Below are 22,687 nucleotides of genomic sequence, written 5' to 3' on the forward strand. Positions count from 1 at the left end.
TACTGGCACACAAGAGAGGGAGAGTGCCAGCCAGGTTTGCGCTGGTGAGGGCGGTGGTATGCGCAGACATGACTCTGTCGAAGAACCGTTCTCGGCTGGAAGACCTGGCAACGCAGGCGTGGATCTTCGGATATCCCCTGTTGATTGCTGCGGTATCGCGGGATGTCATGACGGCGGTGCCTTCGCCGGTGGCGATGAAAGCCCCGCTCAACCAGTTCGCCTACGCGCGTACGACGCCGGATGCGACCTTCACCGATGTCGTCTCACCCAACGCGGACACTCTCTACTCGTCGGGGTGGCTGGACGTCTCGACGGAACCGCAGGTGCTCTCACTGCCGGACTTCGGCACGCGGTACTGGCTGGTCCCCATCCTCGACGCGTGGAGCGACGTGTTCACGGTGCCGGGATCTCGGACAGTCGGGCGGACCGGGGGACCGTACCTGGTGGCCGGGCCGAATTGGAAAGGCAACGTGCCCAAGGGTTTGACGCTGCTGCGGTCTCCGACGGCGATGAACTGGATAGTCGCCCGCTACGCGACGTCGGGGGGAACAGACCTGACAGAAGTGCACAGCCTGCAGGACCGGACGCGACTCACTCCTCTGTCGGAGTGGACGGGTGACCCGCAGGACTACACGCCCGGTGAAATGCCGGTGAACCCTGCCGTCGACACGCGGACGCCGCCGGTGGACCAGGTGGCCGCCATGGACGGCGAGGCATTCTTCACCAGACTCGACGCACTTCTCGACGACAATCCTCCGCGTCCGGAGGACACCGAGATGATGAAACAACTGTCCGACATAGGAATCGGCTCCTCCTTGCCCTGGAGGTCGCGTCCGCAGGAGGTACGTGATGCCCTCGATCGAGCTGCGCGAACCGGTATGGACGTGCTGAGCGAGATCGCCGAAGAGGCCGAGGGCAGTCCGAAGAACGGCTGGACGATGCACCGCGGCTTGGGGCACTACGGAACCCATTACGCTCAGCGGGCCCTGATCGTCTGGCTCGGTTTCGGGGCCAATCTCGACGCTGATGCCGTGTACCCGCATGCCACGACGGACGTCGACGGGAAGCCGCTGACCGGGGCGAAGAAGTACGTCCTGCACTTCGAGAAGGACGAGCTGCCACCGGTCGAGGGCTTCTGGTCGCTCACGATGATGAACGAGCGGCAGTTCTTCGTGGACAACCCGATCGACCGATACGCGATTGGCGATCGAAGCGATCTGGTGTTTGCCGACGACGGTTCCCTCGACATCTATCTCCAGCACGAATCCCCTGGTGGTGAGAAGGAGCGGAACTGGCTGCCGGCTCCGTCCGGCGACTTCAACGTCTTTCTGCGCCTGTACTGGCCGAAGGCTGCAGTGCTGTCGGGATCGTGGACTGCGCCCGGTATTCGAGAAGCAAGTATTCGAGAAGCAGGCTGAAAGTCCCCTCGCTTCGTACCCGAAGAGCACAACTCGGTATCAGCCGCGCGTTTCGATGGGCGGAAAGGTCACAAGAGTCATACGATCTGTCGGTATTGCCCTGTTTGAAGAGCTGTTGAATCGGTCAGAGACACCCGCTTGCTTCGGAGGCTACTGATGGTCACGCAGAATCCGCTCGTGCAGTACGGCAAAGAGATCTGGTGGATGATCCTGATCCGCGGAATCTTCGGCGTGATCTTCGGAATCATCGCGCTCGTGTGGCCGGGAATTACCGTGGTGGCCTTGGTTTTCCTGTTCGGTATCTACTCCATTGTCGACGGCTTGATCACGCTCGTTCGCGCCATCCGGGACCGTGAGCATCTGAGCTCGTGGGGTTGGTGGGTGTTCACGGGCGTCGTCTCGGTCGGAGCCGGCATCGTCGCGCTGGTCTGGCCGGGCATCACTGCGCTGGTGCTGCTGTACATAATTGCCTTCTACGCCATCATGTTCGGAATCTTCGGAATTGTCGGCGCCTTCAAGATGAAGGCGCTGCCCGGATCCAGTTGGGGATGGTTGCTCGCCGCATCGGTGCTTGCTGTCATCTTCGGCATCATTCTTCTCATCGCGCCCGGCGAAGGCATCATCAGCCTCATCTGGTTGTTGGGTTGGTACGCAATCCTGTTCGGCCTCTTCATGATCGTGGGAGCATTCCAGATCAGGAGCCGGGCAAAGGAAGCCGGTGTTCTCTAAGCCGGTGTTCTCTAAGAAGGGAAAGCCGGCCGTCGAGGCTCCCACTCCGATCCCCACGCTGTCCGGTAGCGAGAACTGGTCGATCCCGCGCGGTTTGATCGTCCTGCTCGGTATTGCCGCCACCGTGGTCGCCGTCGGCGGAATGAAGGTGTTCGGCGGCATCCTCGGACCGGTATTCCTGGCCCTGGTGCTGACGATTGCCGTTCAGCCCATTCAGGATTGGTCACAGCGCCGAGGGTGGCCCAAGTGGGTCGGGATGCTCGGCTCACTGGTCACCGTGTACTTGATCCTGCTCGGGTTGGCGGCGTCGTTGATCGTGTCGACGGCTCAGTTGGCGACGATCCTGCCGCAGTACTCCGAGGAGATGACCAACCTCCTCAACGAGGGCCGCGACAAGTTGGCCGACTTCGGAGTGAGCACCGAACAGATCCAAAGCACGCTCAGCAGTGTCGATCTCACGAAGGTTGTGGGCGTACTCGAAAGCGGGCTGGAGGGTCTGCTCGGCATCCTGTCGGATCTGGTGTTCATTCTCGCGTTGTTGCTGTTCATGGCCTTCGACGGCATGAGCATCCGCTCGCGGTTGCATGTGTTGTCCGAGCAACGTCCCGAAATCTCCTACGCGCTCTCCACCTTTGCCGCCGGAACTCGCAAATACCTGGTGGTCTCGACGGTCTTCGGTCTCATCGTGGCGGTACTCGACGGTGGCGCGCTGTGGCTCATGGGCATTCAGCTGCCCGTCCTGTGGGCGTTGCTGTCCTTCATCACCAACTACATCCCCAACATCGGGTTCGTCATCGGCGTGATTCCACCGGCGCTCCTGGGACTGTTGCAGGGCGGGCCGTGGCTGATGCTGTGGGTGATCGTCGTCTACTCCGTCATCAACTTCGTGATCCAGTCCATCATCCAACCCAAGTTCGTCGGCGACGCCGTCGGACTGTCGGTGACGATGACGTTCCTCTCACTTGTCTTCTGGTCGTGGGTTCTCGGGGCGCTCGGAGCGCTGCTGGCGATCCCGCTCTCGTTGTTGGTGAAGGCCGTCCTGCTCGATATCGACCCAGCCACGCGCTGGGCCGACATCCTGATCAGTGGCCCTCGGGACATGCCGAAGGAGGAACCCGAGGAGTCTGAGAAGCCGGCCACGCCCGCAGGCTAGGGCTCTCAGTGTTTCTACAAGTTGTTGCTTTATCGTCTCGCCCATGAGCGCCGAGAACACCACAGAAAACTCCCATCGCCGGCCGTCACGACTCGGTCGACGGCTGGCAGTCGGTGGTGTGGCCGCGATCGTCGCGGCTGCGGTGGCGGGGATCGGGTTCGTGATCTTCGCGGGCGGTGCCGACACCTCGAACACCGTCGCGATCGTGAACGCCGACGCGGGAACCACGCTCGACGGCAAGGAACTTCGGGCCGGCGACACGCTGGTGGACACGTTGGGCAAGAACGAAGACTTCGACTTCCAAGTGGTCGACAACCCCGGCGGGAACTACTTCGCGACGTTGACCGTGCCGGAGGACTTCAGCGAAACCGTCGCGTCGATGTTCGGCATGGATCCACGGCAGGCGAGCGTCGACCTCGAGGTGAAGGGTTCGGATTCGGAGAAGGCGGCCGAGTTGACTCGGGCCGTGTCGGCGCAGGTCGGCGCGGACGGCATCAAGGGGCTGCTGGCTCAGACGTCGGCCGCCAGACGCTCGATCGATCAAAACCTCACCACCGCACAGATTCTGGTCGCCGGAACCAACGAGGCCAGAAAGTCCATCGATCAGGTGAAAGCAGGCGCAGGCACTCTGCTGCCGTACCTCGAGACCGCACGGTCCGGGGCGTTGGAGCTGATGGGCGTCGCGGATCAGGTGTCCGGTGTTGTCGATCAGGCGTCGGGGTCGGCGGAAGAGCTGGCCACGCGCGCGGACTCACTGGGCCTGACGCTTGGGGAGGCGTCGTCCTCGACCGCGGAACTGAAGACACGAATCGACACGCTGCAGACTGCGCTGAACGGCCTTCCGATCCCGCCTGACGTGACAGCGCAACTGGCCGGTGTGAGTTCGGATCTCGGTGCGCTGAATGCGCAATTGGGCACCGTTCCGGCGCTGTTGGGTGGCTCGGTCGGGCCCGATACGGAGCTCGGTGATCTAGTCCGCACCGCTGTCGGGCAGCTGCAAGGCGCGAGCGATCAACTGAGCAGTGCTGCCGGACAATTGAACGACGGCCTCATTCCCATCGCTGATCAGGCGCCGCAGATGCTCGGTGACGTGACCGATCAGATCACCCAGGGATTCACGACGCTGCAAGGAATCGCCAAGTCACTGGTCACGGGCCTCGACGGCGCAAAATCCGGTATTCCCGCGATGACCACCCCGCAGCAGGTTCAGCTGACCTCGGTGCTGTCGGATCCGGTGGCCGTGAATCAGACCACCGCGAGCAGCGGTGACTCCGGAACTCGCACACTGGCATTGGTCTTCGGAGCCACGACGGTCCTGCTCGGTGGTGCTCTGCTGACACGAACGGCGGCGCCCCTGGTGAGGCGCCGCCGTTCGCAAGAAGAGCGTGACTAGACGATCAGACCTGCGGTCTGGGTACGGGCACGGTCGTCGCGAGCCGAAACGTCGTTCCAGTTGACGTTGTTCCAGAATGCCTTGACGTAGTCGCCCTTGACGTTCTGGTAGTCGAGGTAGAAAGCGTGCTCCCACATGTCGAGGAGCAGCAGCGGCGTGAGGCCGATGGAGATGTTGCCCTGCTGATCGTAGAGCTGGACGATGATCAGACGCTGTCCGATCGAGTCCCACGCGAGGATGGACCAGCCGGAGCCCTGGATGGCGTTGGCGTTCGCGGAGAAGTGAGCGCGGAAGAGATCGAACGAACCGAAGTTGTCGTCGATCGCTGCGGCGAGTTCACCTTCGGGCTTGTCGCCACCGTCAGCGCTGAGGTTGTTCCAGAAAACGGTGTGGTTGGTGTGGCCACCGAGGTGGAACGCCAGGTTCTTCTCGAGCAGGTTGGCCTGCGCTGCGATGGTGTCGTTCTCACGAGCCTCGGCCAGCTTCTCGAGTGCAGCGTTGGCACCGGCAACGTAAGCCGCGTGGTGCTTGTCGTGATGCAGCTCCATGATCTTGCCCGAGATGTGCGGCTCGAGGGCTGCGTAGTCGTAGGGGAGTTCCGGCAGCGTGTAAACAGACACGAGGGTCCCTTCTTTGCGGGCTGGTGAGCCCTGGTGCTTTAGAGTGCGTCGATCACCGGTCACGGCGTGACGTCACTCGCGTATGTGCAAATCATTCTTCGGGTTTCCACCCAATAACATTCGTACACCGTCCGCAACAGTCCGGCTCAGGTAGTAATCACCAAAGAATAAAGTTTGGGAAACCGAACTTGCCCCGATCTAAGGGTAAGCTAATATGCGCAAATTCGTCGTAAAGGTGAACGGAACCTTAAACTTGCGCGATGCCCGCACCAGTTTTCCTCCCGGAATCACCAGAGGCGGCCGCGCCTCGGGTGAATCTTCCGGGCGCTGACCTGCTGCGAGCCCTGGCGGTTGCCGCCGTGATCTACTCCCACATCTCTTTCTACGTCATCGACGATCTCGGCTCGGGTTGGTGGGTGATCGACGTCGTCTACGGCGTTTTGATCGAGCCTGCCGAACTCAACCAGCACCTCTCTTTTGTCGGCGTCGCAGTATTCATGATGCTTACCGGCGCTCTGGTGACGCGATCCGCGATTCGCGACGGCCCCGGAAAGTTCTTGACCAACCGATTCAGTCGACTGCTGCCCGCATTCTGGGTGGCGACCGCGATTGCCATTCTTCTGGTCCGCCTCGGAATCAACGGAATGTTCAGCGGTCAGGAAGGTATTTCCGATACCGAAGCGTTGATGAGCTTTTTTCTCGGCGGATTCTTTCTCAAGCCCGAGGTGGCAGTTCTGGGAGTGACCTGGACACTCACCGTCCAATTCCTCTTTTATCTCGCATGCGTAGCGGCTCGCCCGATACTGAGGCTGCGACCGATCGTCATGCCGCTCGCCGGTGGTGCGCTGTGCTCGCTGGTGCTGCTCTACAACGTCTACGCGCCGCTGCCGTACACCGTGCCGATGCTGTCCAAGATCGCCGCGACGCTGCCGGCCGTCTTCCTCGGCCAGATCATGTACCTCGCGTGGGCGAAGCTCGCTCCCGGCCGCTGGCTGATCGCGGCCGTCCTCGTCCAGATGCACGTCATCATCGTGGCGACCCAGTTCCGCGTCTACTGGGCCGGTGAGCACTATCTGTGGACCATTTCGGTAGTCGCCGCAGCGGTAGTTCTCATCGGCCGCTACGACGGCGTCCCGACGCGCTGGCCGGTCGTGAAGTGGCTCTCGACGCGTAGTTACGTCATCTATCTCGTGCACACCCTGATCCTGTACCGCGTCGTCGAGAACACTGTTTTGTACGTCGGACCGACGCTGGCGTTTGCGCTCTTCCTTCTGGCCACGGCCGCGGTAGCAGAAATCGGCTACCGGTGGGTGGAGCTGCCCGGCGCCCGCGCGATCACGGCGTGGCGAAACAGTCGCTCGCGCGTAGCATCGAAGCATGAGCTGGTACGACGACATTCTGGGACGAGCGTCCGCAAAATCCACGCTGATCGCGCCTGAGGACGCACTCCCGGGCCGAGAGCAGAAAATGCCGGTTCCGACCGCGCACTACGTCAACGGGCATCCGTTGACGCCGCCGTTTCCGGCCGAACTGCAGACCGTCGTCGTAGGGATGGGTTGTTTCTGGGGCGCCGAGAAGGAGTTCTGGCAGCTTCCCGGCGTGTACACGACCGCTGCGGGTTATGCGGGCGGCTTCACGCCCAACCCGACGTACGAAGAGACGTGCTCCGGACGTACGGGTCACACCGAAGTCGTGCTGGTGGTCTTCGATCCCGCAGTGATCTCCTACGAGCAGATCCTGGCGCACTTCTGGGAGAACCACGATCCGACGCAGGGGATGCGTCAGGGTAACGACCAGGGCTCGCAGTACCGTTCGGCGATCTTCACGACGTCCGCGGAGCAGGAAGAAATCGCTCATGCGTCGGCCGTCGCTTTCGGTGAACGGCTTGCCGAAGCCGGATATGGTGCGATCACCACCGAAATCGGTCCGCTGCGCGACTTCTTCTACGCGGAGGATTACCACCAGCAGTATCTGGCGAAGAATCCCGGCGGTTACTGCCCGGTGCATGCCACGGGCGTCAGTTGCCCGGTCGGATTGCTCCGTCAGGATCAGGTTCCGGCGCAGACGGACATCCTTCCGCCGAGCGAATAACTGGACAGGTGTTGGAGGACACATGTGATTCAGCTCGTTAACACTTGCAACTAGATCGAAACAAAGGGAATCTCGATGTAAGAGTGTGTCGTCGAGAGAACTGAGCTCACAATGTCAGGTAGTACGCGAGGAACTGCGTCGCTGCTCCGACGCACCATTCATGTAGGCCACGATCCGATGGTTCGCCGCAGTGATCGGATCGAAGGGTTCATGTCCTTCGGTCTGATCATTTTCGCGATTCTTCTGCTGCCTCTCGCGGTATGGGCAGGGGCTGCGACTGCTTCGAGCCAGAACGCACTGATCGCCAAACAATCCGCCGAATTACACAGCATTTCGGCGACGACGACTGCAGATTCAACGCAGACCACCGCCTCGACAGCCGATTACATTGCGCCGACCACCGAAATGGCCAGCGCGCAGTGGAACTGGAACGGCCAGGTTCACACGGGTGATGTCACTGTCGACTCGGCGACGCCCGCCGGCACCGAGGTCCCCATCTACGTCAATGATCAGGGCGACAAGACCGTAGCTCCGATCACTCAGAGTGCTGCCGACGTCGCAGCCGTGGTGACCGGGGTTTTCACCTGGTTCAGCGTGATGTCGCTGCTGGTCATCGCTTTCATGCTGGTGCGCGTCTTTCTCGACCGTTCCCGCTCGGCCCAGTGGGACCGAGACCTACGCGCGTTCCTCGACGCGAACGCGCTGTAGATCCCGGCCCATTCCTTACTGCAGTTGGGGCATGACCTCGCTTGCGACGAGTTCGAGATGATCCAGATCGGCGAGATCGAGAGTCTGCAGATACACGCGCTGTGAACCGGCGTCGGCGAAAGTGCCGATCTTGTCGACCAGCTCCGAAGGTGTTCCGGCCAGACCGTTCTCACGTAGCTCGTCGACGTCGCGTCCGATAGCCTCGGCGCGCTTCTTGATCTCCGCCTCGTCGCGGCCGCAGCACAGGACGAGAGCGTTGGAGTACACCAATTCGTTCGGATCGCGCTCGTGCTCGACGCAAGCCTGACGAACCCGCGCAAAGATGTCCTTCGTTTCCTCGAGGGACTTGAACGGGATGTTGAACTCGTTTGCGAACCGAGCGGCGAGCGCCGGAGTCTTCTTCTTGCCCGTGCCACCGATCAGGATCGGCGGACCGTCGACCTGGTGCGGTTTGGGAAGCGCGGGAGAGTTCTTGATCTGCACGTGCTTACCGTCGTAGTCGAACGTGTCGCCGACCGTCGTACGCCACAGACCGGTCACGACGTCGAGAGTTTCCTCGAGCAATTCGAAGCGATCCTTGAGCGCCGGAAACGGGATGCCGTACGCCTGGTGCTCTTCCTCGTACCAGCCGGCGCCGATGCCGAGGTCTACGCGGCCACCACTCATCTGATCGACCTGTGCGACCGAAATGGCCAGCGGTCCGGCGTGACGGAACGTAGCCGACGTCACCAGAGTGCCGAGGCGGATGGTGGATGTTTCGCGGGCGATTCCGGCGAGCGTGATCCACGCGTCGGTGGGCCCGGGAAGGCCGTCGGAATTCATGGCGAGATAGTGGTCCGAGCGGAAAAATGCGCCGTAGCCAAGTTTTTCGGCGGTCTGGGCAACAGTCAGTAGTTGTTCGTAGGTAGCGCCCTGCTGGGGTTCGGTGAATATACGCAGCTCCATGAGTTCTACTCTGCCACTATTTCACTTGGTCGGGACGACGGCACCGACTTGTCCGGCGCCGAAACACAGGGTCGGTCCCGGCGTTGTCGGCGTGATCTTCACACTGTTTCCGTGGCCGACCAGGCGCACGAACACCGAGTGCAAACCTTGGGTGACGGGTACGGATACTGCGTCGCCGGACTCCAACGCAACGTCGATCGTTCCGTCGGCGCTGGCGAGGTAATTGAGCTGAACCGTCCATTCCCAGCCGGCCAGGGGGCCGTCGAGGGGGAGTTCGGTCGGGCCTTCGGCGCGGGTGCCGCAGTTCGGTGCCGTTCCTTCGGGAATCCTTCTCGTCCAGGTCACTTCGGCATCGACGATCTGACCGCTGTCGTCGATGGTGCGCAGAATCGGAGTGCTGGAGGAGAATTCGGGGCGATCAGGCAGCGGCGCGAGAACGTTGCTTGCCAAATTGTTCGGAAAGGCGACGGGAAGGAGCACTTGGATCGCGACGGGTTGCTCGAGCAGTGGAGCGTCCTGATTCTGTGACAACGACATTCGCGCGTTCGCGAGGTAGTCGCGGGTCGGGTTCTCGCGCCAGATGTCGACGAAGGTAATGGTCGAGACGAGTGAACTGATCACGAAGAGCACTGACAGGCCGGCGGCGACTGCGACGGGCAAACGGGCCGGACGTCGCCGAGGCGCAGCGAGAATCAAAGCGGCGGCGAGGGCGAACACCGTCGCCGAATCCGTGAAGTAACGCAAGGTCTGCGCCAACTCGTACGTGGTGTCGGCGTCGGATCGGGTAGCGGTCATCGCCACCACGGAGGCGAGGAAGTACAGCGCCGCGGCAGCCCAGATCCAGGCAGCGCCGCGTCGGGCACGCACTGTCATCACGGCCGTCGTCAGCAGCGCGGCCCAGGATGCGACCACCAAGAGCGTCGGCGGATCGGCCCAGGCGGGGCTGGGGATCCACCGCTCCCAGCGCCAGGGGCCGCCGAGAAGAGTGGGAAGCATCCCCAAAGACGTTCCGTGATGCAGCAGTTCGGTGGACATCGAACGGCCGTATCCGGTGATCGGAGATTCGACAGTTGTCAGATACACCGGAATCCAGAACGCGAGCACGGCGGCGCAGGCCGTCCACAGGAGTCGGCACTTCGTGATCGCACTTCGTATCGGCGTTCCTTCACCTTGTGTGCGCAAGTACAGCACCAGAAAAGCGAGTGCGACGAACGGAACGAGCACTGCTTTCTCGAAGAACAGCAAGGAGACGACAAAAACCGCGGTGCCCGAGAACACATAGCGCACCTGCCCGGTGCGGTACAGCTTGATCGCGTCGCCGCATGCCCAGGCCAGCGCGATCTGGAGCGGCAACGCATTGAGCGCGGCTGCCCACCACGAGAACGCCGGAAGTGTCAGCGGGACGAACAGATACAGGATCAGCGGAATCAACAGTGCCGGTCGCCGGCCGAGGACCAACCGAAGAGTGCGCAGAAGCGCCAACGACGCGGCGGCCTGACCGATGACGAGCAGCGTTGCCGACAGCGCCCAGTTGTACGGCGCGATACGGGCGATCAACCCGGTGAAGAAGAAGGCCGCGGGCATGAAGTGACCGTCGTGGTCGTAGAGCAGGAGTTCGCTCGAGAAGAGTGGGAAGCGTCCTCCACGGCCCATCAGGATGAGGTCGTCCCAGTAGAAGTAATTGCTCGCGGCAACCCAGACGCGAATGACGAGCTGACATCCGATCAACACGAACGCGAGCTGCGTGACCCGTCTCGGGGTGAACGTCAGAGTTGGCTCGGGCTGTGGAGAAGTCATCGACGGTCATGCTTCCAGGTGTGTCAAAAACCGACTTCTCATAAAAAGGGGATACCGGTCTTTTCTGTCTTTTCGGGAGCAATTTCTGAATGGATTGTGAACTTTGCCGGGATAAATGACGTCGACGCCCGAAAGTTCACTGACCTGCGGTGTCAAATTCATCCTCGAGCCTGTGCATCGTTCGCTAACACCTGTCAGCAAATTCTCAGGGTCTTGCCCGTGACCTGTGGATAAAGCCCGATTCATTCATCCAGAACTGTGGATGAACCTGTGGAAACTGTGGATAACTCAAGTTTTTAAGTGGCGGAGGTCACATTATTCGAACAATGCAGGTGAACGCGGTGGAGGTTCGATCACAAATCGGGAGTGAATCCATTTGCTGCCGTTACCGATACGGCGTGACAGAATCGAAGTTGTGAGTGTCGTTCAGGTCTGCGCCCGGTGCGCCGCACGCTGGCCTGTCGTCGGCGGCCCGACGCAGTGGTGCCCGCGCTGCAGCGGCGTCCTGCTGATCCCCACCCGCACCGAGATCTACCAACCGCCCAACCGCCGTGGCTTCCGCTGGATCGCGCGCTCCCCGTCCGACCCCCGCGGCGTGGGGGACGCACCAGTGCGTCGTAGCTTCTCCACTCCGCGCTACGACGCTGTCCCGCAGTGGGGACTACAGGACGTCGTCGACACCTCACCGGTGCCGCCCTCGCGAGCGGACCGGATGGCCGACCGAGTCGGGCCGTTGCTGACGCTCGCAACGATCCTCTACGGACTGGCAGTGTTCGCCGAACTGGGCAGATACGCGATCCTGGTCCGCAACCGCACCAGGCTGATCCCGCAGCCGCTGCTCACGGTCTCCGACGCCGCCGTGTACTTCACTCAGTTGGGTGGACTGCTGATCTCGGTCTTCGCGGCAATCGCCGCTGTGTGCTGGCTGCTTCGTCGGCGTCGTGAACACTTCGCAGGTGCCCGGGAATCCGATCCACGCACAGCGTCGGAAGTTGTCGTCGGCTGCGCTGTGCCGATCCTCAACCTGGTGATGCCGGCCGTTTATCTCTTCGAGTTGGTCCGCCGCGATCCGCGCGGAACCCTGCTGGTCAAGATCTGGTGGGGCTTCTGGGCATTCAGCGCTCTGCTGCTGGTGGTCAACGCGTACTGGCGATCACGCCCGGGGATTCAGGCAATGGCCGACGGGGTTCTGCTGAACGCTTTCATCGCACTGATCGCTGCCGTCACCGCGGCGTTGACACTCGTCGTGATCCGCCGGATCGAGCGCAAGAGCTGGCGCGGTGAACCGGAATCGGAAACCCGGTGGGTGCCAGTTCCGCGCTCGGTGCTGGAAGAGAAGACGGTGCTGGACGAGAAGGAGACCGCTGCCCTGTGAGCCCAGATCGTCGAGGTCCACTCGTCGTTGCGCACCGAGGTGCGTCGGCTGCGCGGCCGGAGCACACCCTCGCCGCCTACGAACTGGCCCTCGAGGAGGGTGCGGACGGGCTCGAATGCGACGTCCGGCTCACCCGCGACGGGCACCTGGTCTGTGTTCACGACCGCAAGGTCGACCGCACCTCCAGCGGGACGGGGATCGTCAGCGAGATGACGCTCGATTCGCTGAACGCTCTGGACTACGGGTCGACGAGCGAACCGGCCGAACTGCTGACTCTCTCCGATCTCATCACCCTCGCTCTGGATTTTGCGCGCCCGGTGAAGCTGTTCATCGAGACCAAGCACCCCGTGAGGTTCGGCGGATTGGTCGAAGCCAAACTCCTGGCGGAACTGCACCGCTTCGGGATCGCGTCACCGCCGTCGGCCGATCACTCGCGCGCTGTCGTCATGTCTTTCTCGGCGAGTGCGGTGTGGCGAGTGCGTCGTTCGGCACCGCTGCTGCCGACGGTCCTGCTCGGTGACGCGTCGCGGTACCTCGGCGGCGGTGCGTCGACGGCTGTGGGCGCTACGGCGATCGGGCCGTCGATCAAGGCACTGCGCGAACATCCCGATCTGGTCGATCGGGCCGCTGCTGCGGGTCGCGCGACCTACTGCTGGACCGTCGACGACAAGGCGGATGTGGACCTGTGTCGTGAGCTCGGGGTCAGTTGGGTTGCCACCAACCATCCCGGGCGCACGAAGCAATGGCTGGGCAGCGTGTAGATTTTGCCCTCGTGGCCAAGAAGAGCAAAAGAAACAGTGGACCGAAGCAGGGCAGCGCACGCGCAGAGAAGCTGGCGGCACGCCAAGCAGAGCGTGAAGCCGCTGCCGGCGTAGTCAGCCGCCCGTTCGAGGGCCTTGCCGCCGAGTGCGATCTGGTTGCGCTGCGCGAATTCGTTCCGTCCGCCACGGCTCCGTTGCCGGTCATCGGCTCCGACCGTCCCGTCACGTTGGCAACGGTCCTCCCCGGCGCTGTTGCCGCACTCGTCCGTGACGAGGGCGAGACGGCCACAGGATTTGTCGGTGTCCAGGTTCAGGCGCACTCGGCCGACCTCGGCGCAGACCTCGCCGCTTCGGTGAACTGGATCAAGGACGCGGCCCCCGGCGACGCGCTTTCTGCCGCGAACCCCGATTCCGAGACCCCCGCAGTCACCGCTGTCGTCGATCCCTCGGCCCTGCTCGACATCACCGTGCACCAGAACTTCAACTGGTGGATCCCCGAGGGCGTCGAAACCGATCCCGAGGTTGCCGCCACCGTGCAGCACGCCAACTCGGCGATCATGCCCTCTGCACGCCTCGAAGGCGACGGCCTCGTTGCCGCGTGGTGGGTCGACGCCGGCGAGAAGGCGCACCTGCGTTGGGTTCGTCCCGAGAGCGAAGACGACCTGATGCTCGCGCTGGCGCGCGTGCACGCGACCGGTGGACTGCATCTGGGTGAGGGCTCGCGCTACGCAGGCTCGTTCCGCACCCACGGCCTGTTGGTTCCCGTCTTCGACCTCGACCGCGAAAAGCATGCAAACGAGTGGGTAGCGGCAACCGTCGAGCTCGGTGAGCGTCTTGCCGAGGCTCTGGCCGTCGATGCTCCGCTGACCTCGGCCGAGCTTCGCTCGCGCGACGGACTTCGTGGTCGTCAGGTCACGCTGCGCTGATTTTTTCGCCCGAACTATAGGCGTTACGCGAAGTTACGGTTAATGTTGGTGACATGACCTTGTCGCATGACATCTCCGGTAGTGGTCCCACGCTTGTGCTCGTCCATGGCATCGTCCATCGACGGCAGGCGTGGGATTCGCTTTTGGACCAGCTGACGCCGTACCGCCGCGTCGTCACCGTCGACCTGCCGGGTCACGGAGAGTCGCTGCTGCCCGAACTCGGTCCGGACGTCATGGGACAGCTGATCGACGATGTCAGTGAGTTCGTCAAGGAAGTGACGCCGGCGGGGGAGCGTGCCCACGTCGCGGGAAACTCCCTCGGCGGCTGGATTGCCCTCTCGCTGGCAGCGCGCGGAGATGTCGCGTCGGCGACAGCTCTTTCGCCGGCCGGGTTCTTTGTCAATCACCTCGATCAGGTGCGAGCGATCAACACGTTCCGTGCACTGCGCGGCACGGCCAAGCTCATGGGTGACGGATTGCCACGCGCATTGCGGTACAAGCTGATTCGCTATCCGGCGCTCGCCGCGTTCTTCGCTCATCCGAGTCATGTCGGTTATGCAGCGGCGTTGGCCGACTGCCGTTCGCTCGTGTCGAACGAACTCGTCGATCTCGGTCTCGAGATGGACTTCGTGCTGCCGCCCATCGTGGATCCCACTGTGCCGGTGACGGTTGCGTGGGGTCGGCGCGATCTCATCCTGCCCGTGTATCAGGCGCAGCGCGTGAAAAAGCCGTTCCCGCAGGCAAAGTTGATGGTTCTACCCGGTCTGGGGCACGTACCGATGACAGATGCCCCCGAGCTGATCAGTTCGATCCTGCTGGCAGGAAGCGAACCGTTCGGCTCGAGGGCAAAATCCGTGAGTGCTGCAGGCTAGATGGTTCCGCCGGCTGCGCTCGGTGCACCGGTGGTGTCACCGACGGTGCTCATCTCGCGGGACACGAAGTCTTCGAGGTCGAACAGGTTGGCGCCTGCGCGGTCCGCGATGGTGAGAAGTGTTGTCATGCTTGCAACTTCCTCGACCTGCTCCTTGAGGAACCACTGCATGAACTGCTCGCCGAGGTAGTCGCCTTCTTCGCGGGCAGTGCTCGCGAGCTGGACGATCTGCTCGGTGACCGTCTTCTCCTGCGTCAGCGCGAGAGCGATGGGCTCGCGGGCATCCTTGAAGTCGGCCTTCGCGGCGTCGACGCCGGTGAGTTCGACATTGATGTCGCGATCGAGGAAATACTGAACGATCATCATGGCGTGGTTACGCTCTTCCACAGCCTGCTTGTAGAAGTGCTTTGCCAACTGTGGCAGATCCGCATTGTCGAAGTAAACCGCTGTCGCGATGTACTGATGCGAAGCGTTGAACTCGTTGCGAATCTGGTCTCGGAGTAGTGCGTGGAATTTGGTCATGTGAGTCTCCCCAGAAGTCATGAATTCCAAGATAGTGCAGGTCAGAGGCCCTGTCATCCCAGTATGACCTTATTGTGGTAAGCGTTCCCAAACTAAAGAAGACCTAATTTTTCTTCGAATTCGGTGAGGTTATCGAGCCCGGTGAATTCGAATGTTTCATTTAGGAATGTCCGTTTCACCAGGCGAGTTCCGCGCATTTACCGTCGCTTCCCTGTAGTTCCACCTGTACGGTGGCGTGCCCCAGTTCGAATACCTCGGCAAGCAAGGTTCGGGTTGCTGCGAGCACCGTTGTGGGATCGGCGTCACTGACCGCGGTGACGTGAACGGAAGCAACTTCCATCCCCGAGGTGAGTGTCCAGACGTGCAGATCGTGCGCGTCGACGACTCCCGGCAGAGCGTTGATCTTCTCGATGATCGAGGTGACGTCGATGCGGTCGGGAGCCTGCTGGAGGAGGATGCGAACGGCGTGGCGGCCCAGGTTGAAGGCACGTGGCAAGACGAAGAGGCCGATCGCGACGCCGATGACGGGGTCGGCGTAGCGCCAACCGAACGCAAGCGTGACCAAGCCGCTGACCAGGACGCCGATGGACCCGACCATGTCCGCCATGACTTCGAGGTAGGCGCCGCGGATGTTGATGCTTTCCTTGGCGCCGCTGCGCAGCATGAGGAAGGCGATGACGTTCATCGCCAGACCGACGACGGCGACTGTCGCGACGGGAAGGCCGGGAACCTCGGGCGGATCCGTGAAGCGGCTGGCGGCCTCGTAGAGCACCCACCCGGCGACTGCGAAGAGCAGGATCGCATTGGCCAGTGCCGCAAACACTTCCGTGCGGTACATGCCGAAAGTACGGTCGGGGCGCCGGGCGGCACGCTGTGCGACGAGGATCGCGGCGAGCGCCATGAAGATGCCGAAGATGTCTGTGAACACGTGCGCCGAGTCCGAGAGCAGGGCCAGTGACGAGGTGAAGAGGCCGACCGTCACCTGCAGCACGAAGGTCACCAACCCGAGGCCGGCGGCGATCCACAGTTTGTTGACATGCTTGCCGCTGTTGCTGGTCGCAGCCTCGGCGGGGGAGATTCCGTGCCCGTGTCCGTGTGACATCGAAGGTCCTTTCGTCGACGCCAGCCTAGACACATATGCATATATGCGCAATAGTGCATGTCTTAAAAACTATGCAACATAGTTGTAAGGTGGCGGCGTAGACCTTCATTTGTCATCGACGCGAGGACCGAGAAGTGGGAAGACATCGAAAATCCGAGCCGATCAGACCCGGCGGGCGCATGGCCGCGGTTTCCGTGGCGACGGGTGCAATCCTCGCGTCCGGCACTTCCATCGGGCACGCGTCGCCGCCGCCGATTGCAGTCGAGGATGCATCTGCGGTGTCGGCGCCGGAGATCCTCGACCTTGTCCGGTCGACGGATCTTGCCGGAATAGCCGAACAACTCGGCAAGACGCGACAACTCGAATCCGAGCGAGCGGCGCTGGTGTACGAGGCCGAAAAGCCACAGGTGATGGCCCCCGTCAGCGGGACGATGACGTCCAACTTCGGTCCACGGTGGGGAACCACCCACTACGGTCTCGACATCGCGAACGCGATCGGAACGCCCATCGTGTCGGCGACCGACGGTGTTGTGCTCGAATCCGGTCCCGCCGCGGGATTCGGGCTCTGGGTCCGCATCCAGCAGGACGACGGGACCGTCGGCGTCTACGGACACATCAACGAGGCGCTCGTGGTTGCGGGTCAGAAGGTGCGGGCGGGTGAGCTGATCGCGACCGTGGGCAATCGTGGACAATCGACAGGACCACACCTGCACTACGAGGTGTGGCAACCTGACGGACAGAAGACCGATCCGCTCGCGTACCTGAATTCCCGGGGCGTGTCGTTCGGGGAGATGACCACGGGCGACTGAAGTTCTGTCACGACGCGATGGAGGAGCAATGCAGGGGCTTGGCGGACTCGAAGCCGAGGTCATGGATGTGCTCTGGCAGTCCGACGACGCGCTCTCGGTCAAGGATCTGGTCGAGACCCTGGGTGAGCGTCGACAACTTGCGTACACCACCATCCTGACCGTCGTGACGCATCTCTACGACAAGGGCTGGGTGAGTCGTGAGAAGAAGAGTCGCGCCTACTTCTATCGGCCGAGTCGCAGCCGTGAAGAGGCCACATCCAGAGCACTGCGCGAATTGTTGGACAGCAGTTCCGATTCCGCTGCCGTGCTGTTGCACTTCGCCAAGACCATGACAGATGCCGAGAACGAGGCCCTGCGCCGGGGTCTTTCCGGGGAAGGTGTGCAATGACATTGGCGTTGCCGATGTTTCTCGGTGCGATGCTCGTGGGATTCCTGGTTCCGAGAGTGTTGCGAGCCGTTTCCTCGGCGTTGTCACCGGCGGTGCTGCTCGCGGCGTGGCTCGGCAGCATGGCGTCGGCGTTGTATCTCGCTCTCTCCGCGGTCTTGGTTCTGGTGTGGCCGAGCCACGCGCCGGTCGAGGGGCTGGTCGACGGTATCGCTCGGTGTTTCAGCGCCTTCGCGCACGGCACGAGTTCATGGGTGGGTGAACTGATCACCGGCACAGCCGTTGCTGTGGTGGGTGTGATCGCCGTTCGGATCGTGCTGGCCGGCCGCAAGCAGGCACGTGAGCACGCGAGGGTCCGAGATTTCCATCGTGATGTTCTCTCGATCGTCGCGCGCCGCGACAACTCGGAGTCCGACGTGTTGTGGTTGGATCATCCGCTGCCTATGGCGTACAGCGTCGCCGGAAAGCCTGGATTTGTTGTTGCGACGCAAGGCTTGTCATCCGCTCTCAGTGGAGGCGAGCGTGATGCTGTCCTCGCGCACGAGCGTGCACACCTGAGCGGCGGTCATCACCGAATTGTCGGTGCGTGCGAAGTCTTGGCCGCTGTTCTTCCGCGAGTGCCGTTGTTCGCGGCGGCACCCGCTGCCGTCGGCGCGATCGTCGAACTGTCGGCGGACAGACACGCCGCTCGCGTCACCAGCCCGGCTGCGGTGCGTTCCGCCCTTGCCGTGGTGTCGAAATCGCCGCTTCCTCAGCCGGACTGGAGCTTGAGCGATCGCGGCAGCGCGACCGCGGTGCGATTGAGTTCCCTGGTCGACGGCGACGTGGCGTCGCCTCGGCGACTGACATGCGCGGTGGCGGCCTGTGCGCCGGCCGCTGTCACGACGGCCGTTGCCGCAGCCGTGACGGTGGCCGTCTCCGCGGGGATCTGCGCTGTTCTGACCTGATCATTCTCCCAAGGCCGAATCGATCTGGGCTTTCAACTGCTCGTAGCTCGGCATCTGGTCCAGCTTCACGTCGTTGAGGAACAGCGTCGGAGTACCTTGGACGCCGAGGCGTCGGCCTTCTTCGAAGTCGCGCTCGACCCGCTCGCGGACGCCGCGGCTGCCGAGGTCGGATTCGAATCGGGCCATGTCAAGTCCGAGATCTTGTGCGTAGGAACGGAACAGCGCCTCCTGTGATTCGGCGGATTCACCCCACTGCGACTGCGTCTCGTACATTCGCTTGTACATCTCGACGAATTTGCCCTGGCGAGATGCGGATTCGACGACCTGCGCCGCGAGAGTGCTGTTGGTGTGACTCGGAATCGGAAAGTATCTGATGCCGAACGTGATTCGATCCTCGTACTCCGCTCTGATCCGCTCCATCGTCGGGTACAGCGCGAGGCAGGCTTCGCATTCGAAGTCGAGGAACTCGACCAGGTTCACCTTGCCGTCGGCGGCCGAGGTCAATCGGTACGCGTCGTCGGTGAGGACGGCGGTGGATTGTGCTGCCCGATCGGCGTTCTCGTTGTCCGCCCGAATCGGATCGACGGTGATGAACGTGATCAGTGCTACCGCGAACACCGCGATCAGGGCGGCGGATATCTTCATGCTTCTGGACACTGCTGTGCACCTGTACCTTCCGTCGAATTCCTAAATACTATCCAACATAGTAGTTAGGTGTAGAGTCGACGGTACCCGCATGGAGACGAAGGAGGACCCGCCGGTGAAGCGTTCGTGAATGACACGCCGCCGCCGTCGATCGGGCAGATGCTGGAGTGGGATACCTCATCCCTCCCGCTTCTTCCTGCCCTGGGAGTTGTTCTTGCACTCTGGTATTGGACTGGCGCTCAGCGAGTTCGCGCGAGTGGGCGACCATGGCCGTGGCATCGGACAGCGTGTTTCCTCGGTGGGTGCCTGCTGCTGATCGCGGTGACCGGACTGAAGGTCGAGAGCTACGGCTACGAACTCTTCAGCGTCTGGATGTTCCAACACCTGACGCTCTCGATGGCGATCCCGCCGCTCTGGGTACTGGGCTCGCCGGGACTGCTGCTACTACGTTCGACGCCGCACCGAGGAATAGGAAAAGGCATTCTCGCGCTTGCCCTCTCGGCATTGCGCAGCCCGCCGGCGCGGTGGATGCTGCACCCCGGGTTCACGATCCCGGTATTTCTGTTCAGCTACTACGGGATCTACCTGTCGCCGATCTTCGACACCGTCTCGGCGTTACCGGCTGGACACGTCTTTCTCGAGATCTTCTTTCTCGCCAGCGGTCTGCTCTTCATCATGCCGGTGCTCGCCACCGGCCCACTGCCGGTGCGACAGAGCTACCTCGGCCGGTGTTTCGACCTGTTCGTGGAGATGCCGCTGCACGTGTTCATCGGCGTCGTACTCATGATGGCGACAAAGCCGCTGCTGACCACGTTCGTGGATCCGCCTCCGGAGTGGGGCGTGGACGTGATGCAGGATCAGCAGCTGGCGGGCGCCCTCGCGTGGTCGTACGGAGAGCCCGTCGCGCTGGTGGTGGTCGTGATCTTCGCGATGCGCTGGAACCGCGACGACAAACGGATGAATGCCGACCTGGACCGCCGCGCCGAGATCGACGGCGACAGTGATCTTGAGGCGTACAACAATTTCCTCAGATCACTGAACGCCGCCGAGCGGCCTGAGACTCGGTAGGCCGGTGGCCCTCAGACGCCGCCGCCGGCGGGCGTCGGCGCCATTGCATCGGCAGCGGCCGGGGTGTTCATCTCGCGTGCGACAAACGTTTCGAGGTGGAACAGGTTGTCGCCGGCGCGGTCGACGATGGTGAGAAGTGTTGTCATGCTTGCCACTTCCTCGACCTGTTCCTTGAGGAACCACTGCATGAACTGCTCGCCCAGGTAGTCGCCGGTATCGCGCGCGGTGCGTGCCAGCTGCGTGATCTGCTCCGTGACCGTCTTCTCCTGCTCGAGTGCCAACTCGACCGGAGCCCGGACACTGTCGAACTTCGTCACGACGTCGTCGATGCCCGGAACGTCCACGTCGAGGTCGTTGTCGAGCAGGTACTGGATCATCATCATCGCGTGACCGCGTTCCTCGGTGGCCTGGCTGTAGAAGCGCGCGGCCATCTGCGGAAGATCGTGTGCATCGAAGTACACCGCTACCGCGATGTACTGCTGCGATGCAGTGAACTCGTTACGGATCTGCTGACGCAGCAGAGTGGTGAATTCGCTCGAGTTCTTCGCCTGTGTCATCCCAACAGGTTACTGGGTCGTCGCCGCTGAGAGGGAGCTACTTCTTGTCGAGCTGATCGATGACGAAGCCCACAGTTTCCGGTCGGTACCCGTAGACGAACGAGTCCTTTTCGCCGACGTACCAATCGCCGCACTGAAAAGAACTGCCCTTCTCGACCCCCGTCGGCCACCACTGTGCGGACAACGATGCGGGACGAGTTTCGACGGTGGGTCGTGCGATGCAGCTGTTGTGATCTATCTCCGCGATGTTCGCAGTCATTCGCAGGATGCGTTCGTTGCCGGTGGTGCGGATGACCTCGTCGATACCCGTTGCGCCGGCGGGAACCCAACTCGGCAGTGTGTCGATTCCGTTGGATGCTTGTGCAAAAGAGAAGGTTTCGGTTTTCTTGTACGCCTTGGAGTCGTCGAACTTCTCGAAGGTTCCGGAGCAGGACGTCACGAGTGCAGCAGCTCCGACGGCGGCGGCAACGACGGCGAGAGTGCGGAATCGGCGGTGTGTTGTGTTCATACCTTCACGGTATTTTTCGGCCGCCGATTCCGCGTCCTGCCGGAAAGCGATTTGTTCGCCGGGCCTGTCCTCCCGCGGTACTACCGGAACTCAGGGCGATTACCCCGTCGTGATCAGATCCTGTGGAATCTGCTGATCGTTGGCCAGGGCGTCGAAGAACTGCGAAGCGCGCGCCTTGTCCCACAACAACACGTTGCCCGAACCGTCCACGTCCTCGAAACCGGCGACCGGAACCGTCGTGGTGGTCATCCCGCCGCGAAGCGCCCAGGCGAGTGAGGCCAGATTCCAGATGTGATCGCCTTCGTCGACCTGTAGAGATTTGGCGGTATCGGAGACGAGTGGCCACAACCGGAACGGATTGAGGAACGTGGTCGGACTCGTCGCCTTCGACAGCAACGCCGACATGAACTGGCGCTGGTTGTTCATGCGGTCGAGGTCGGCGAGCGCCGTTGCGCGAGTTCGCACGAACCCGAGTGCGTCCGAACCCTTCAAGTCCTGGCATCCGGCGGGGAGGTTGATCCCGGCCAGTGGATCGTCGATCGGCTGTGCCAGGCACACGTTGACGCCACCGACGGCGTCGACGATGCCGGCGAACCCGCTGAATCCGATCTCGGCGTAGTGGTCGATGCGAAGCCCCGTTGCCTCTTCGACGGTCTGCACCAGCAATGGAGCGCCACCGAAGGCGAAGGCGGCGTTGATCTTGTCCGACCCGTAGCCGGGAATCGGAACGTACGAATCGCGAGGGATGCTGACCATGGTCGTCTTCCCACTTTTGGGGACGTGGACCAAGATGACCGTGTCAGTGCGCTTGGGACCGGTGTCACCGCCCGTCGCAAGGGCTTGCTCCTGCTCGGGGGTGAGCCCCTCACGACTGTCGGACCCGACGATCAGCCAGTTCGTGCCCGGAGTATCGGCGACGCGTCCCGCGTAGTCGGGCAGCGCGTCGATTCGATTGAGCGAACTGTCGACGTAATAGAGCGCGCCGGCCAGCGCGAGCAGCAAGACCAACAACGTGATGCCGATACGTTTACCCCAGCTACGACGCTTGCGGGGGCGTCGCTGCTTCGGAGGTTCTGGAGGGCGCGGCGGGGCGTTCGGCGGGGTTCGGCGCGGCGGTGCGGGCGCATACTTCGCCTGGCGCTGCGGATCCTGACGCGGCGGCCCCTGCCTGCGCGGGTCGTCCTGAAACGGTTGCGGGCGTTGGGTCGGCGCCCAGTCCTCACGCCTGGGCTGCTGCGGCGCTTGTGGTGGGACCTGTGACCAGGCCTGATTGGCCGGATTCTGCTGCTGCGGGCGTCCGTCGCGGCGAATGACCGTCGGCCCTTCCGGCGGCATCGGTGGACGCCGCTGCGGGGGT

The 22,687-nt window shown here is 62.5% G+C and carries 24 protein-coding genes; 15 read left to right on the forward strand and 9 right to left on the reverse strand.

Going from position 1 to position 22,687, the window contains the following annotated elements; genetic code table 11:
* The first annotated feature begins 68 nt into the window (after window positions 1-68).
* The 4 genes from RWT78_RS01385 (at window position 69) to RWT78_RS01400 (ending at window position 4,693) form a co-directional block, all read left to right on the forward strand.
* Window positions 69-1,418 (forward strand): DUF1254 domain-containing protein, encoded by a 1,350-nt coding sequence (locus tag RWT78_RS01385; RefSeq protein ID WP_042453224.1) that lies wholly within the window; start codon window positions 69-71, stop codon window positions 1,416-1,418.
* 156 nt (window positions 1,419-1,574) lie between these two features.
* Window positions 1,575-2,147, forward strand: a complete 573-nt coding sequence (locus tag RWT78_RS01390) for an HdeD family acid-resistance protein (protein WP_314673445.1) — start codon at window positions 1,575-1,577, stop codon at window positions 2,145-2,147.
* A gap of 4 nt (window positions 2,148-2,151) precedes the next feature.
* Window positions 2,152-3,300, forward strand: a complete 1,149-nt coding sequence (locus RWT78_RS01395; RefSeq protein ID WP_042453218.1) for an AI-2E family transporter — start codon at window positions 2,152-2,154, stop codon at window positions 3,298-3,300.
* A gap of 43 nt (window positions 3,301-3,343) precedes the next feature.
* A complete protein-coding gene (locus tag RWT78_RS01400; protein WP_314673446.1) occupies window positions 3,344-4,693 on the forward strand; it encodes a hypothetical protein in 1,350 nt (449 codons plus the stop codon).
* Here the strand turns inward: RWT78_RS01400 and RWT78_RS01405 are convergent.
* Window positions 4,690-5,313, reverse strand: coding sequence for a superoxide dismutase (locus RWT78_RS01405; RefSeq protein WP_314673447.1), 624 nt, complete (start codon window positions 5,311-5,313; stop codon window positions 4,690-4,692). The two genes, RWT78_RS01400 and RWT78_RS01405, sit on opposite strands and share 4 nt — an antisense overlap.
* A 260-nt stretch (window positions 5,314-5,573) precedes the next feature.
* Between RWT78_RS01405 and RWT78_RS01410 the strand changes: the two genes are divergently transcribed.
* From RWT78_RS01410 to RWT78_RS01420, 3 genes are all read left to right on the forward strand, one after another.
* Window positions 5,574-6,752, forward strand: coding sequence for an acyltransferase (locus RWT78_RS01410; RefSeq protein ID WP_047272742.1), 1,179 nt, complete (start codon window positions 5,574-5,576; stop codon window positions 6,750-6,752).
* Entirely contained in the window at window positions 6,691-7,404 is a 714-nt protein-coding gene (gene msrA, locus RWT78_RS01415; RefSeq protein ID WP_020905733.1) for a peptide-methionine (S)-S-oxide reductase MsrA, read from the forward strand. The genes RWT78_RS01410 and msrA overlap by 62 nt, the downstream gene beginning before the upstream one ends.
* A 111-nt stretch (window positions 7,405-7,515) precedes the next feature.
* Window positions 7,516-8,112, forward strand: coding sequence for a hypothetical protein (locus RWT78_RS01420; RefSeq protein ID WP_223304488.1), 597 nt, complete (start codon window positions 7,516-7,518; stop codon window positions 8,110-8,112).
* A gap of 15 nt (window positions 8,113-8,127) precedes the next feature.
* Here RWT78_RS01420 and RWT78_RS01425 read toward each other — a convergent pair whose 3' ends face one another.
* A complete protein-coding gene (locus tag RWT78_RS01425; protein ID WP_003944174.1) occupies window positions 8,128-9,057 on the reverse strand; it encodes an LLM class F420-dependent oxidoreductase in 930 nt (309 codons plus the stop codon).
* 21 nt (window positions 9,058-9,078) lie between these two features.
* Window positions 9,079-10,854: a hypothetical protein gene (locus RWT78_RS01430; protein ID WP_314673448.1), complete on the reverse strand. Its 1,776-nt coding sequence runs from the start codon at window positions 10,852-10,854 to the stop codon at window positions 9,079-9,081.
* 415 nt (window positions 10,855-11,269) lie between these two features.
* On the opposite strand from RWT78_RS01430, the gene RWT78_RS01435 reads away from it, so the two are divergent.
* The 4 genes from RWT78_RS01435 to RWT78_RS01450 are packed head-to-tail and all read left to right on the forward strand — an operon-like array spanning window position 11,270 to window position 14,788.
* Window positions 11,270-12,229, forward strand: a complete 960-nt coding sequence (locus tag RWT78_RS01435) for a DUF4328 domain-containing protein (RefSeq protein ID WP_314673449.1) — start codon at window positions 11,270-11,272, stop codon at window positions 12,227-12,229.
* On the forward strand, window positions 12,226-12,990 hold the full coding sequence (locus RWT78_RS01440; RefSeq protein ID WP_003944175.1) for a glycerophosphodiester phosphodiesterase: 765 nt from the start codon (window positions 12,226-12,228) through the stop codon (window positions 12,988-12,990). Before RWT78_RS01435 ends, RWT78_RS01440 begins: the two co-directional genes overlap by 4 nt.
* A gap of 11 nt (window positions 12,991-13,001) precedes the next feature.
* Window positions 13,002-13,916, forward strand: a complete 915-nt coding sequence (locus RWT78_RS01445; protein ID WP_003944127.1) for a DUF5926 family protein — start codon at window positions 13,002-13,004, stop codon at window positions 13,914-13,916.
* Between the two features lie 53 nt (window positions 13,917-13,969).
* Entirely contained in the window at window positions 13,970-14,788 is an 819-nt protein-coding gene (locus tag RWT78_RS01450) for an alpha/beta fold hydrolase (RefSeq protein WP_003944129.1), read from the forward strand.
* Here RWT78_RS01450 and RWT78_RS01455 read toward each other — a convergent pair.
* Both RWT78_RS01455 and RWT78_RS01460 read right to left on the reverse strand, forming a co-directional pair.
* Window positions 14,785-15,330 carry a ferritin gene (locus tag RWT78_RS01455; protein ID WP_030535839.1) on the reverse strand — a complete coding sequence of 182 codons (546 nt, stop codon included), beginning with the start codon at window positions 15,328-15,330 and terminating at the stop codon, window positions 14,785-14,787. The two genes, RWT78_RS01450 and RWT78_RS01455, sit on opposite strands and share 4 nt — an antisense overlap.
* A 154-nt stretch (window positions 15,331-15,484) precedes the next feature.
* Entirely contained in the window at window positions 15,485-16,411 is a 927-nt protein-coding gene (locus RWT78_RS01460) for a cation diffusion facilitator family transporter (RefSeq protein ID WP_007735998.1), read from the reverse strand.
* Between the two features lie 179 nt (window positions 16,412-16,590).
* On the opposite strand from RWT78_RS01460, the gene RWT78_RS01465 reads away from it, so the two are divergent.
* From RWT78_RS01465 to RWT78_RS01475, 3 genes are read left to right on the forward strand one after another with little or no spacing between them, the layout of a single operon-like run.
* Window positions 16,591-17,220, forward strand: coding sequence for a M23 family metallopeptidase (locus tag RWT78_RS01465; protein ID WP_314673454.1), 630 nt, complete (start codon window positions 16,591-16,593; stop codon window positions 17,218-17,220).
* 28 nt (window positions 17,221-17,248) lie between these two features.
* Window positions 17,249-17,608 (forward strand): BlaI/MecI/CopY family transcriptional regulator, encoded by a 360-nt coding sequence (locus tag RWT78_RS01470; protein ID WP_003944179.1) that lies wholly within the window; start codon window positions 17,249-17,251, stop codon window positions 17,606-17,608.
* On the forward strand, window positions 17,605-18,552 hold the full coding sequence (locus RWT78_RS01475) for a M56 family metallopeptidase (RefSeq protein WP_003944128.1): 948 nt from the start codon (window positions 17,605-17,607) through the stop codon (window positions 18,550-18,552). Before RWT78_RS01470 ends, RWT78_RS01475 begins: the two co-directional genes overlap by 4 nt.
* On the opposite strand, the gene RWT78_RS01480 is transcribed toward RWT78_RS01475, so the two are convergent.
* Window positions 18,553-19,197 carry a thioredoxin domain-containing protein gene (locus RWT78_RS01480; RefSeq protein WP_030535837.1) on the reverse strand — a complete coding sequence of 215 codons (645 nt, stop codon included), beginning with the start codon at window positions 19,195-19,197 and terminating at the stop codon, window positions 18,553-18,555.
* A 126-nt stretch (window positions 19,198-19,323) separates the two neighbouring features.
* Here RWT78_RS01480 and RWT78_RS01485 point away from each other — a divergent pair, with 126 nt between their 5' ends.
* The gene (locus RWT78_RS01485) at window positions 19,324-20,265 is read left to right on the forward strand and encodes a cytochrome c oxidase assembly protein (RefSeq protein ID WP_042920585.1); all 942 of its coding nucleotides are present in this window, start codon (window positions 19,324-19,326) and stop codon (window positions 20,263-20,265) included.
* 11 nt (window positions 20,266-20,276) lie between these two features.
* Here RWT78_RS01485 and RWT78_RS01490 read toward each other — a convergent pair whose 3' ends face one another.
* The 3 genes from RWT78_RS01490 to RWT78_RS01500 form a co-directional block, all read right to left on the reverse strand.
* Complete coding sequence (locus RWT78_RS01490) at window positions 20,277-20,822, reverse strand: ferritin (RefSeq protein ID WP_003944176.1); 546 nt, start codon at window positions 20,820-20,822, stop codon at window positions 20,277-20,279.
* Window positions 20,823-20,859: 37 nt separating this feature from the next.
* A complete protein-coding gene (locus RWT78_RS01495; RefSeq protein ID WP_042453189.1) occupies window positions 20,860-21,330 on the reverse strand; it encodes a hypothetical protein in 471 nt (156 codons plus the stop codon).
* Between the two features lie 99 nt (window positions 21,331-21,429).
* On the reverse strand, window positions 21,430-22,665 hold the full coding sequence (locus tag RWT78_RS01500) for an LCP family protein (protein ID WP_192712857.1): 1,236 nt from the start codon (window positions 22,663-22,665) through the stop codon (window positions 21,430-21,432).
* Window positions 22,666-22,687 lie beyond the last annotated feature (22 nt).

This window comes from uncultured Rhodococcus sp. (genome assembly GCF_963525155.1).
Classification (GTDB): domain Bacteria; phylum Actinomycetota; class Actinomycetes; order Mycobacteriales; family Mycobacteriaceae; genus Rhodococcus_F; species Rhodococcus_F qingshengii.